Annotated in this window: 12 protein-coding genes; 8 read left to right on the forward strand and 4 right to left on the reverse strand. The window is 61.1% G+C overall.

The annotated features are described in order from the left end of the window. Nucleotides 1-61: 61 nt before the first annotated feature. The 3 genes from IRZ77_RS27075 to phhA form a co-directional block, all read right to left on the reverse strand. Nucleotides 62-190, reverse strand: coding sequence for a hypothetical protein (locus IRZ77_RS27075; RefSeq protein ID WP_015271274.1), 129 nt, complete (start codon nt 188-190; stop codon nt 62-64). A 190-nt stretch (nt 191-380) separates the two neighbouring features. Further along, nucleotides 381-737: a 4a-hydroxytetrahydrobiopterin dehydratase gene (locus tag IRZ77_RS05740; RefSeq protein ID WP_008096719.1), complete on the reverse strand. Its 357-nt coding sequence runs from the start codon at nt 735-737 to the stop codon at nt 381-383. A gap of 39 nt (nt 738-776) precedes the next feature. After that, on the reverse strand, nt 777-1,565 hold the full coding sequence (phhA, locus tag IRZ77_RS05745) for a phenylalanine 4-monooxygenase (protein ID WP_108481256.1): 789 nt from the start codon (nt 1,563-1,565) through the stop codon (nt 777-779). Nucleotides 1,566-1,821: 256 nt separating this feature from the next. Between phhA and IRZ77_RS05750 the strand changes: the two genes are divergently transcribed. Continuing rightward, complete coding sequence (locus IRZ77_RS05750; protein WP_025340129.1) at nt 1,822-3,381, forward strand: sigma-54-dependent phenylalanine hydroxylase transcriptional regulator PhhR; 1,560 nt, start codon at nt 1,822-1,824, stop codon at nt 3,379-3,381. 153 nt (nt 3,382-3,534) lie between these two features. Here the strand turns inward: IRZ77_RS05750 and IRZ77_RS05755 are convergent, their stop codons facing one another. Next, nucleotides 3,535-3,789, reverse strand: coding sequence for a DUF2790 domain-containing protein (locus IRZ77_RS05755; RefSeq protein ID WP_003260110.1), 255 nt, complete (start codon nt 3,787-3,789; stop codon nt 3,535-3,537). A gap of 398 nt (nt 3,790-4,187) precedes the next feature. Here IRZ77_RS05755 and acs point away from each other — a divergent pair, with 398 nt between their 5' ends. The 7 genes from acs to IRZ77_RS05790 all read left to right on the forward strand — a co-directional run bounded on the left by acs (nt 4,188) and on the right by IRZ77_RS05790 (nt 12,449). Further along, a complete protein-coding gene (acs, locus tag IRZ77_RS05760; RefSeq protein WP_015271271.1) occupies nt 4,188-6,149 on the forward strand; it encodes an acetate--CoA ligase in 1,962 nt (653 codons plus the stop codon). A 612-nt stretch (nt 6,150-6,761) separates the two neighbouring features. Continuing rightward, entirely contained in the window at nt 6,762-7,547 is a 786-nt protein-coding gene (locus tag IRZ77_RS05765; protein ID WP_046614631.1) for an ABC transporter substrate-binding protein, read from the forward strand. Between the two features lie 88 nt (nt 7,548-7,635). Next, entirely contained in the window at nt 7,636-8,325 is a 690-nt protein-coding gene (locus tag IRZ77_RS05770) for an ABC transporter permease (RefSeq protein WP_003260113.1), read from the forward strand. Next, nucleotides 8,322-9,020 (forward strand): ABC transporter permease, encoded by a 699-nt coding sequence (locus IRZ77_RS05775; protein WP_046614630.1) that lies wholly within the window; start codon nt 8,322-8,324, stop codon nt 9,018-9,020. The genes IRZ77_RS05770 and IRZ77_RS05775 overlap by 4 nt, the downstream gene beginning before the upstream one ends. A 22-nt stretch (nt 9,021-9,042) precedes the next feature. After that, nucleotides 9,043-9,807 carry an ABC transporter ATP-binding protein gene (locus IRZ77_RS05780; protein WP_025340127.1) on the forward strand — a complete coding sequence of 255 codons (765 nt, stop codon included), beginning with the start codon at nt 9,043-9,045 and terminating at the stop codon, nt 9,805-9,807. Nucleotides 9,808-9,905: 98 nt separating this feature from the next. Beyond that, on the forward strand, nt 9,906-10,886 hold the full coding sequence (gene argR, locus IRZ77_RS05785) for a transcriptional regulator ArgR (protein ID WP_108481255.1): 981 nt from the start codon (nt 9,906-9,908) through the stop codon (nt 10,884-10,886). A gap of 342 nt (nt 10,887-11,228) precedes the next feature. Next, entirely contained in the window at nt 11,229-12,449 is a 1,221-nt protein-coding gene (locus IRZ77_RS05790) for an aspartate aminotransferase family protein (RefSeq protein ID WP_046614628.1), read from the forward strand. Nucleotides 12,450-12,505: the final 56 nt, after the last annotated feature.

Below are 12,505 nucleotides of genomic sequence, written 5' to 3' on the forward strand. Positions count from 1 at the left end.
AAACGTGATGACGGGGGTAGCCCGCAGGTCAGCCGTTTTCACACAGTCGGGGGATGCGCGGTTATTCCTGGTCAGCGCTGGATTGATCGTCACCATCCTGCTCGACGGCAGCTGCCGGTTCGGCGTGAACGGTCACGGTTGGCTCTTCTGGGTTCAGGCTTGGGAAGGGAAGATTCGGGATTTCATGCATCTCGTCGTTCCTCGCAAGTGTGAGTGAAAAGTCTGCGCCAGGCGCGTTTGAAGCTTTGCAAAGCTGGGGCAGGATACACAAGTCTGGATGACAGTTTGGATTTTTTAGCGGTCGCTTGTCGGTTTTGCGGGCGAACAGCGGACATGTTTTCCATAAAAAATGGGGCCATCGGGCCCCATTCTTTCAGTGCTTACTTGCGGCCTTCAGCCGTCTCCGCCACCTTGTCGGTGCGTGCGCACATGATGAAGTCATTGCGGTGCAGGCCTTTGATCGAGTGGCTCCACCAGGTCACGGTGACCTTGCCCCACTCGGTCAGCAGGCCCGGATGGTGGCCTTCGGCTTCGGCGATCTCGCCCACGGCATTGGTGAACGCCAGGGCGTGCTTGAAGTTCTTGAACAGGAACACGCGCTCCAGCTCCATGTGGCCGTCACGTACTTCGATGTTCCAGTCCGGGATTTCGCGAATCAGCTCGGCCAGCTCGTCGTCGGTGACCTTCGGTGCGTCGGCGCGGCAGGCTTCGCAATGGGCTTGGTTCAAGGCATTCATGTGGTGTTTTCCGGTTCGAGTTGTTATCGGCAAGGTCGCTCAGGCAGCGACCTTGGGTGGAAACTTCGGTGCGTGCAGGCCCAGCTGCATGGCTTTGTGAACCATGCCCATGATGTCTTCGTGGGCCAGGTCGAACAGGTGCTTCATGTTCGGCAGTACGAAATACAACGGCTGCAGTATGTCGATACGGTACGGTGTGCGCATGGCTTCGATCGGGTCGAAGGCCTGGTGCTCGGGTTCGCCAGACAGACTGTAGACGGTCTCCTTTGGTGACGAGAGGATGCCGCCGCCATAGATCTTGCGGCCCTGCGCGGTTTCCATCAGGCCGAACTCGATGGTCATCCAGTACAGGCGCGCCAGGTACACGCGTTGTTCCTTGGTCGCGGCCAGGCCGAGCTTGCCGTAGGTATGGGTGAATTCGGCGAACCAGGGGTTGGTCAGCAGCGGGCAGTGGCCGAAGATCTCGTGGAAGATATCGGGCTCTTGCAGGTAGTCGAGCTCTTCCGGGGTACGGATGAAGGTGGCCACCGGGAAGCGCTTGCTCGCCAGCAGTTCGAAGAAGGTCTGGAAGGGGATCAGCGCCGGGACTCGGGCAACCTGCCAACCGGTGGTGGCGCCCAGCACCTTGTTGATCTCGCCCAGTTGCGGAATACGGTCATGAGGCAGCTTGAGCTGGTCGATGCCGTCCAGGTATTCCTGGCACGCGCGGCCTTCGATCACTTTCAGCTGACGGGTGATCAGGGTGTTCCATACCGCATGCTCTTGCTGCGGGTAATCGATAAAACCATGCGCATCGGGCTCGCGTGCCACGTATTGCGTCTGTTTCATGTGGCTCTCCTGGTGAGGGCTTTTCTTGTTATGTGCAGGACATGCCTTAGGAATATCCCTTCACCGGCCGCTTTGCACGAGGTGGACCAGTGGGTTGGGCTGGCTTTGGGCAATGTTTTCGTAACGATAATTTTACAAAAAGGCGCAAGTGTCGGAAAATCCGAGGCATCTGGCCGAAGCTTCGGCTGGTTTTGTCAGCTTATCTTTACGACTTTTCCGCGCGGTGTTGAAAAACATTGGCGCTTCGAGAGCCCTCATGCGTATCAAAGTGCATTGCCAGAACCGTATTGGCATCCTGCGCGACATCCTCAACCTGCTGGTGGAGTACGGCATCAACGTGCTGCGCGGCGAGGTGGGTGGAGACCATGGCAACGCCATCTACCTGCATTGTCCGAACCTGATCAATTTGCAGTTCCAGGCGCTGCGGCCGAAGTTCGAGGCGATTGCCGGAGTATTCGGTGTCAAGCGCGTGGGGCTGATGCCCAGCGAGCGCCGGCACATGGAGCTGAATGCGCTGCTGGGGGCGCTGGACTTCCCGGTGCTGTCGATCGACATGGGCGGCAGCATCGTTGCCGCCAACCGTGCTGCTGCGCAGCTGCTGGGGGTGCGTGTGGACGAAGTGCCGGGCATGCCGCTGGCGCGCTATGTGGAGGACTTCGACCTGCCAGAGCTGGTGCGCGCCAACAAGTCGCGCATCAATGGCTTGCGTATCAAGGTCAAGGGCGATGTGTTCCTGGCCGATATCGCGCCGCTGCAGTCCGAGCACGACGACAGCGAGGCGCTGGCTGGCGCGGTGTTGACCCTGCACCGCGCCGACCGTATCGGTGAGCGCATCTATAACGTACGCAAGCAGGAGCTGCGCGGTTTCGACAGTATCTTCCAGAGTTCGCGGGTGATGGCTGCGGTGGTACGCGAGGCGCGGCGCATGGCGCCGCTGGATGCGCCATTGCTGATCGAGGGCGAGACCGGCACCGGCAAGGAGTTGCTGGCGCGTGCCTGCCATTTGGCCAGCCCGCGCGGCCAGTCGCCGCTGATGGCGCTCAACTGCGCCGGGTTGCCCGAATCGATGGCCGAGACCGAGCTGTTCGGTTACGGCCCCGGGGCATTCGAAGGGGCGCGGGCCGAGGGCAAGCTGGGGCTGCTGGAGCTGACCGCCGGCGGCACGCTGTTCCTTGACGGGGTAGGGGAGATGAGCCCGCGTCTGCAGGTGAAGCTGCTGCGTTTTCTGCAGGATGGCTGCTTCCGTCGTGTCGGCAGCGATGAAGAGGTGTACCTGGATGTGCGGGTGATCTGCGCGACCCAGGTGGATTTGTCCGAATTGTGTGCCCGTGGCGAGTTTCGCCAGGACCTGTATCACCGGCTCAATGTGTTGTCACTGCACATTCCGCCATTGCGCGAATGCATGGATGGCCTGGAAGGGCTGGTGCAGCACTTTCTTGACCAGGCCAGCCGACAGATCGGCTGCGCCATGCCGCGCCTGGCGCCGGCGGCAATGGACAAACTCGGGCAGTATCATTGGCCGGGTAATGTAAGGCAGTTGGAAAACGTGTTGTTCCAGGCGGTATCGTTATGCGAAGGCGGCGTGGTCAAAAGTGAACATATACGTTTGCCGGATTACGGTGTGCGCCAACCGCTGGGTGAGTTTTCGCTGGACGGGGATCTTTCGCAGATTGTCGGGCGCTTTGAAAAAGCGGTGCTGGAAAGTTTGATGGGGGAATTCCCCAGTAGTCGGGCTTTAGGTAAAAGACTGGGTGTTTCGCATACGACTATTGCCAACAAGTTGAGGGATTATTCACTTGGCAAGTCTGCAGATTAATCCGCCTATATAAAAGGCGGGACTGCTGCGCAGTCCTTTCGCGACACAAGGCCGCTCCTACAGGTACTGCGCAATGTTTGAAGCCTGCGCAGTACCTGTAGGAGCGGCCTTGTGTCGCGAAAGGGGCCCGCAGGGCCCCCAATTCACAAGGTGTCAGCCGTTCGAGCAGCCGTTCCCCATCACGCGGTATTCGAGAATGTGCTTCTGGCCCTTGGAGTCCTCGTAGGTCATGCGGGCTGGCACGACTTCGCACACATTGGGCACTTCGCTCATGGAAATGACGCGGGCAATGTCCAGGTGCTGCGAGTAACTGTACTGTTCAACCGGAATCTGCTCGGCATCTTTGGCTTCGCCGGCCATCGCCGCGCCGCAAAGACTGCCAAGTACCAATACCAGTAAAGCTTTCATTTTCAATTTACCTGTCTAAGGTCGTGAGGGGGCACGCGGCGCTTATGGCGCCGCGAGTATTGCTAGTTTCAACTATCGGGTTTGGATGGGGATTAACGCTTGCCTTCGTGGGGGCTGTTACCAGTTGTTAATCGCCTTGCCGTTGCTGGCGAAGTGAATTTTATGGCTGCCGCCAAGACTGAAACAGTGGGTCTTTTGATAAAGTGTTTTGACAGAATCTGTAACAATCCTCTGATAAACCGCCCCCGTATTTTCTCGTCTGGGCTGTAAGGTGCGTGCCAGAGCGCTTTGTCGGGACGGGCGTACCAAATTACTACCAACGTCGAATGGCTTTTGTCGCTCTGGTACAGTTACAAACGGTTCCATACAAAAACAACTATTACACCGAGGTAACACAGATGAGTGCGGCTCCACTGTATCCCGTTCGTCCCGAGGTTGCGGCCACCACCCTGACCGACGAGGCCACTTACAAGGCCATGTACCAGCAATCGGTGATCAACCCGGACGGCTTCTGGCGCGAGCAGGCCCAGCGCATCGACTGGATCAAGCCGTTCACCAAGGTCAAGCAGACCTCCTTCGACGACCACCACGTCGATATCAAATGGTTCGCCGACGGCACTCTGAACGTTTCCTCCAATTGCCTGGACCGCCACCTTGAAGAGCGCGGCGACCAGCTGGCCATCATCTGGGAAGGCGACGACCCTTCCGAGCACCGCAACATCACCTACCGCGAACTGCACGAGCAGGTCTGCAAGTTCGCCAACGCCCTGCGTGGCCAGGACGTGCACCGTGGTGACGTGGTCACCATCTATATGCCAATGATCCCCGAGGCCGTGGTCGCCATGCTGGCCTGTGCCCGTATCGGTGCGATCCATTCGGTGGTGTTCGGCGGCTTCTCGCCCGAGGCGCTTGCCGGCCGTATCATCGACTGCAAGTCCAAGGTCGTGATTACCGCCGACGAAGGTGTGCGCGGTGGCCGGCGTACCCCGCTCAAGGCCAACGTCGACCTGGCGCTGACCAACCCTGAAACCAACAGCGTGCAGAAGATCATCGTGTGCAAGCGCACCGGCGGCGACATTGCCTGGCACCAGCACCGCGATATCTGGTACGAAGACCTGATGAAGGTCGCCTCCAGCCACTGTGCACCGAAAGAGATGGGTGCCGAGGAAGCGCTGTTCATCCTTTATACCTCCGGCTCCACCGGCAAGCCGAAGGGCGTGCTGCACACCACTGGCGGCTACCTGGTATACGCCGCGCTGACCCATGAGCGCGTGTTCGACTATCGCCCGGGCGAGGTGTACTGGTGCACCGCCGACGTGGGTTGGGTCACTGGCCACAGCTACATCGTCTACGGCCCGCTGGCCAACGGTGCCACCACCCTGCTGTTCGAAGGCGTGCCGAACTATCCCGACATCACCCGTGTGTCGAAGATCGTCGACAAGCACAAGGTCAACATCCTTTACACCGCGCCAACCGCCATCCGCGCGATGATGGCCGAAGGGCAGGCTGCTGTTGAAGGTGCCGATGGCTCCAGCTTGCGCCTGCTGGGCTCGGTGGGTGAGCCGATCAACCCCGAAGCCTGGAACTGGTACTACAAGACCGTGGGCAAGGAGCGTTGCCCGATCGTCGACACCTGGTGGCAGACCGAGACCGGCGGCATCCTGATCAGCCCGCTGCCGGGCGCTACCGGCCTCAAGCCGGGCTCGGCAACCCGCCCGTTCTTCGGCGTTGTGCCGGCGCTGGTGGACAACCTGGGCAACCTGATCGAGGGCGCTGCCGAAGGCAACCTGGTGATCCTCGATTCCTGGCCGGGCCAGTCGCGTTCGCTGTACGGCGACCACGACCGTTTCGTCGATACCTACTTCAAGACCTTCCGTGGCATGTACTTCACTGGTGACGGTGCGCGCCGCGACGAGGATGGCTACTACTGGATCACCGGCCGCGTGGATGACGTGCTGAACGTGTCCGGTCACCGCATGGGTACTGCCGAGATCGAAAGTGCCATGGTGGCGCATGCGAAAGTTGCCGAGGCCGCGGTGGTGGGTGTACCGCACGACATCAAGGGGCAGGGCATCTATGTGTATGTCACCCTCAACGCCGGTATCGAGGCCAGCGAGCAGCTGCGCCTGGAGCTGAAGAACTGGGTGCGCAAGGAAATCGGCCCGATCGCCTCGCCGGATGTGATCCAGTGGGCGCCGGGGCTGCCGAAGACACGGTCGGGCAAGATCATGCGCCGCATCCTGCGCAAGATTGCCACGGGTGAGTACGATGCCCTGGGTGATATCTCGACCCTGGCCGACCCGGGCGTGGTGCAGCACCTGATCGATACGCACAAGGCCATGAGCCTGGCTTCGGCCTGATAGAGGGCTGGTGCACGCTGAAGGCTTTGTGCGATCCCTGTGGGAGCGGCTTTAGCCGCGGAGAGCCCAGCGCGGTGGATGGCACCGGCGTTGCCGGTGTTCGCGGCTGAAGCCGCTCCCACAGGGTAAGGCGTGTGCTGTACCAATAAAACCCCGCCCGGGAAACCGGCGGGGTTTTTGCTTTACTGTTACCCGACATTCATCGGTAACTATTCTGTCACCGGCGCCGCACAAGATCGGGGCGCCAGGAAACAATTCCGGCCTGTTTCGGTGCGTTTTCACAGCCTTTTTTTGCAACGCAGCACGCTGCACTTGCCGTAATACAAGGCTTTGCCAATAATAGGCCCGGGAATTGCTAGTACTATAGGTTCTATTTCTTGCGCTCTTGCATATTTTGCAATGGCTGTCAACATCGCCCGCTTCGGTTTCAAGCGCTTCTGTAAGTAGTTGTCGCTTTGAAGAAATATCGACTACCGGGCTGTCGTTAAAATGCCACTCACTCGCTCGTGGTCTGCGACCTTGGTCGAACCCTGCGCGGCTCGCGTTGTACCCATTCGCATATCGGGCAGCCGTTACCTGCCTTGTATTGCCCAGTACCGATGGAGTTACCTGATGAAGAAGCTCGCACTGCTTGGCGCCCTGGCGCTGTCCGTGTTTTCCCTGGTGTCGCAGGCCGATGAAAAACCGCTGAAAATCGGCATCGAAGCCGCCTATCCACCCTTCGCCTTCAAGCAGCCAGACGGCAGCATTGCCGGTTTTGACTACGACATCGGCAACGCCCTGTGCGAAGAGATGAAGGCCAAGTGCACTTGGGTCGAGCAGGAGTTCGACGGCCTGATCCCGGCGCTGAAAGTGCGCAAGATCGACGCTATCCTGTCGTCCATGTCGATCACCGACGACCGCAAGAAATCGGTCGACTTCACCAAGCGCTACTACCTGACCCCGGCGCGCCTGGTGATGAAGGAAGGTACCGCCGTCAGCGACAGCCTGGATGAGCTCAAGGGCAAGAAGATTGGTGTGCAGCGCGGCTCGATCCACGACCGCTTCGCCAAGGAAGTGCTGGGCGCCAAAGGTGCCACCGTGGTCCCTTACGGCACCCAGAACGAAATCTACCTGGACGTGGCGGCTGGCCGCCTCGATGGCACCGTGGCTGACGCCACCCTGCTGGAAGACGGCTTCCTCAAGACCGACGCCGGCAAGGGCTTCGCCTTCGTAGGCCCGTCCTTCACCGACGCCAAGTACTTCGGTGACGGCATCGGTATCGCCGTGCGCAAGGGTGACAAGGCCAACGTCGACCGCATCAACGCGGCGATCGATGCCATCCGTGCCAACGGCAAGTACAAAGAAATCGAGAAGAAGTACTTCAACTTCGACATCTACGGTCCAGACTCGAACTAAGACGTCGGGTTTCACCTGTGCAATGGTGCAAACAGCAGAAGCTCTGAGGTTTGCACCATTTTTCATTCTCTAGGTCGAGGACCTCATCATGTTGAAAGGCTACGGGGCAGTCATCCTCGACGGGGCGTGGCTGACGCTTCAGCTCGCCCTGTCGTCGATGGCCCTGGCCATCGTGCTCGGCCTGATCGGTGTGGCGCTGCGCTTGTCGCCGGTGCGCTGGCTGGCCTGGCTGGGCGATCTGTATTCCACGGTGATTCGTGGTATTCCGGACCTGGTCCTGATCCTGCTGATCTTCTACGGCGGGCAGGACATCATCAACCGGGTTGCGCCGCTGCTCGGTTATGAAGACTACATCGACCTGAATCCGCTGATCGCGGGTATCGGTACCCTGGGCTTCATCTTTGGTGCTTATCTTTCGGAAACCTTCCGCGGTGCATTCCTCGGTATCCCGAAAGGCCAGGCCGAAGCGGGCGTGGCGTATGGCATGAGCAACCGCCAGGTGTTCTTCCGCATCCAGGTGCCGCAAATGATTCGCCTGGCGATCCCGGGCTTCACCAACAACTGGCTGGTGCTGACCAAGGCCACCGCGCTGATTTCGGTAGTGGGCCTGCAGGACATGATGTTCAAGGCCAAGCAGGCGGCCGACGCCACCCGCGAGCCTTTCACCTTCTTCCTGGCGGTGGCGGCCCTGTACCTGGTGCTGACCAGCATCTCGCTGCTGGCCCTGAAGTATCTCGAGCGCCGCTATTCGGTGGGCGTCAAGGTGGCTGAACTATGATCTTCGACTACAACGTCGTCTGGGAGGCACTGCCGATGTACTTCGGCGGCCTGCTGACCACCCTCAAGCTGCTGGCGATTTCGCTGTTCTTCGGGCTGCTGGCGGCCATTCCGCTGGGCCTGATGCGGGTGTCCAGGCTGCCAGCGGTCAACCTCGTGGCGTGGCTGTACACCTACGTGATCCGCGGCACGCCGATGCTGGTGCAGCTGTTTCTGATCTACTACGGCCTGGCGCAGTTCGAGGCGGTGCGCGAAAGCTTCCTGTGGCCGCTGCTGTCCAGCGCTACCTTCTGTGCCTGCCTGGCGTTCGGTATCAACACCAGTGCCTATACCGCCGAAATCATCGCCGGCAGCCTCAAGGCCACGCCCCATGGCGAAATCGAGGCGGCAAAGGCCATGGGCATGTCGCGCATGAAGATGTACCGGCGCATTCTGCTGCCGTCGGCCCTGCGCCGGGCGCTGCCGCAGTACAGCAACGAAGTGATCATGATGCTGCAGACCACCAGCCTGGCGTCGATCGTCACCCTGATCGACATCACTGGCGCTGCGCGCACGGTCAATGCGCAGTACTACCTGCCTTTCGAGGCCTATATCACGGCGGGCGTGTTCTACCTGTGCCTGACCTTCATCCTGGTGCGCCTGTTCAAGATGGCCGAACGCCGCTGGCTCGGCTACCTGGCGCCGCGCAAGCACTGACCGCTTTGTGAGAATCGACAGCATGTACAAACTCGAAGTCCAAGACCTGCACAAGCGCTACGGCAGCCATGAAGTGCTCAAGGGCGTGTCCCTGTCGGCCAAGGCAGGCGATGTCATCAGCATCATCGGCTCCAGCGGTTCGGGCAAGTCGACCTTCCTGCGCTGCATCAACCTGCTGGAGCAGCCGCACGCCGGCAAGATCCTGCTCAACAACGAAGAGTTGAAGCTGGTACCGGGCAAGGACGGCGCGCTCAAGGCCGCCGACCCGCGTCAGCTGCAGCGCATGCGCTCGCGCCTGTCGATGGTTTTCCAGCACTTCAACCTGTGGTCGCACATGACAGCGCTGGAAAACATCATCGAAGCGCCGGTGCACGTGCTGGGCGTGAACCGCAAGGAAGCCCTGGAAAAGGCCGAGCACTACCTGGCCAAGGTGGGTGTCGCTCATCGCAAGGACGCCTTCCCGGGGCACATGTCCGGCGGCGAGCAGCAGCGTGTGGCAATTGCCCGGGCGCTGGCCATGGAGCCGGAGGTCATGCTGTTCGACGAGCCGACCTCGGCGCTGGATCCGGAATTGGTGGGCGATGTGCTCAAGGTGATGCAGGCGCTGGCCCAGGAAGGCCGCACCATGGTGGTGGTTACCCACGAGATGGGCTTTGCCCGTGAAGTGTCCAACCAACTGGTGTTCCTGCACAAGGGCCTGGTGGAGGAAACCGGCTGCCCGCGCGAAGTGCTTGCCAACCCGCAGTCGGAGCGCCTGAAGCAGTTCCTCTCCGGCAGCCTGAAGTAAAAACTGCAAATTTGCACCAGAATAGGGCATGCTGCGCGGCGAGCGCAGCCTGACCCGGCGCACAGACTCGAACGACCTCAGGTTTCGGACCGCACCCTATGACCACCCAGCGAATCGGTTTTCTCATCTGGCCCAGCACCAGGCCCTTGACCCTGGCGCTGGCCGAGGAAGTGTTGCAGGTGGCGCAGCGGGTGCACCCGGAGGTGGCCTACGAGCTGGTCTTCCTGCAGGCGGAGCCGGCGCAAGAGGGTAGCTGGCGCTTGCCGGGCGAACCGTGGAACGGCCGCCTTGAGGGGTGCCACAAGCTGTTCCTTTTGGCTGACGAGCAGCCGTCGGCGGTGGGGGCGGCGTTGTCGGCGGCGCTCAAGCAGTTGGCGCGCAGTGGCTGCATGATCGGTGGCCTGTCGGCAGGGGTCTACCCCCTGGCGATGCTGGGCCTGCTCGACGGTTACCGGGCTGCGGTGCACTGGCGCTGGCAGGATGATTTTGCCGAGCGCTTCCCCAAGGTGATCGCCACCAGCCACCTGTTCGACTGGGACCGTGATCGCCTGACCGCTTGTGGCGGCATGGCCGTGACCGACCTGCTGCTGGCGGTGCTGGCTCGTGACCATGGAGCGGAGTTGGCCGGAGCGGTGTCGGAGGAGCTGGTGGTCGAGCGCATCCGCGAGGGTGGCGAGCGCCAGCGCATTCCGTTGCAGAACCGCCTGGGCTCCAGCCATCCCAAGCTGACCCAGGCGGTGCTGTTGATGGAGGCCAACATTGAAGAGCCACTGACCACCGACGAAATTGCCCAGCACGTGTGCGTTTCGCGCCGGCAACTGGAGCGTATCTTCAAACAGTACCTCAACCGCGTGCCGAGCCAGTACTACCTGGAGCTGCGCCTGAACAAGGCGCGGCAGATGCTGATGCAGACCAGCAAGTCGATCATCCAGATCGGGCTGTCCTGCGGCTTTTCCTCAGGGCCGCATTTTTCCAGTGCCTACCGCAACTTCTTTGGCGCAACGCCGCGGGAGGATCGCAACCAGCGGCGTAGCAGCAGCCCGTTCGAACTGAGCTCGGCGCCTGCCGAAAAAGGCTGATTGCCCTGTAGTCTGTACTGGCCCTATCGCTGGCAAGCCAGCTCCCACAGAATCACCACAGGCCTTGATGGTTACGGGGCACTTGTGGGAGCGGGCGAGCCCGCGAATCGGCCGGTACAGGCAACCACGCTTCTATATGTGTACACCCGTTCACCCAGCCCCCTCTCTCCCGTACACTGCGCGATTGCGACAGTGTTTGTCGCATTGCCGAAAGCCTTGTCAAAACTGGGTTTTGCGCTGTAACAAGTTGTCGCTTGGCCGCAAGGACAGGCGCGGATCAGTCCTTACAATCCCCCCATCGCTCGCCACTTCCAGGCCAGCGTTCCTCTTCAGGAGACTCAGATGTCCGTTGAGCAAGCCCCGGTGCAACGTGCCGATTTCGACCAGGTCATGGTCCCCAACTATTCTCCGGCGGCCTTCATTCCTGTGCGAGGCGAGGGTTCCCGCGTCTGGGACCAGTCGGGTCGCGAATTGATCGACTTTGCCGGTGGTATCGCGGTCAACGCCCTGGGCCACTGCCACCCGGCACTGGTCAAGGCCCTGACCGAGCAGGCCAACACCCTCTGGCATGTATCCAACGTGTTCACCAACGAGCCGGCCCTGCGCCTGGCCCACAAGCTGGTGGACGCAACCTTTGCCGACCGAGCGTTCTTCTGCAACTCCGGCGCCGAGTCCAACGAGGCCGCCTTCAAGCTGGCCCGTCGCGTTGCCCATGACCGCTTCGGCCCGGAAAAGCACGAAATCATCGCCACCGTGAACAGCTTCCACGGCCGTACCCTGTTTACCGTCAGCGTCGGTGGCCAGCCGAAGTACTCCGATGGCTTCGGCCCGAAGATCACCGGCATCAGCCATGTGCCGTACAACGACCTGGAAGCGCTGAAGGCACAGATTTCCGACAAGACCTGCGCCGTGGTGATCGAGCCTATCCAGGGCGAGAGCGGCGTGGTGCCGGCCGACAAGGCCTACCTGGAGGGCGCGCGCAAACTGTGTGACGAACACAACGCCCTGCTGATCTTCGACGAAGTGCAGACCGGCGTTGGCCGTACCGGTTCGCTGTATGCCTACCAGCACTACGGCGTTACCCCGGACATCCTCACCAGCGCCAAGAGCCTGGGCGGCGGTTTCCCTATCGGTGCCATGCTGACCACCACCGAGCTGGCCAAACACCTGGCCGTCGGCACCCACGGCACTACCTACGGCGGCAACCCGCTGGGTTGCGCTGTCGCCTGCGCGGTGCTGGACGTGGTCAACACCCCGCAAACCCTGGCCGGCATCAAGGCCAAGCATGAGCGCTTCAAGGTCCGCCTGGAGCAGATCGGCCAGAAGTACAACCTGTTCAGCCAGGTGCGTGGCGTTGGCCTGCTGCTGGGCTGCGTGCTGACCGAGGCCTGGAAAGGCAAGGCCAAGGACGTGCTCAACGCCGCCGAGAAAGAAGGCGTGATGGTGCTGCAGGCCGGCCCGGACGTGGTCCGCTTCGCGCCAAGCCTGGTGGTTGAAGACGCCGACATCGACGAAGGCCTGGACCGCTTCGAGCGCGCCGTGGCCACCCTGACCAAGGGCTGATCCGCCTGCAGTCCCTTCACCGGCCCTGGCCCAGGCTCAACCCGAGTCTGCACCGG

Source organism: Pseudomonas pudica, assembly GCF_015680405.1.
Lineage (GTDB): Bacteria > Pseudomonadota > Gammaproteobacteria > Pseudomonadales > Pseudomonadaceae > Aquipseudomonas > Aquipseudomonas pudica.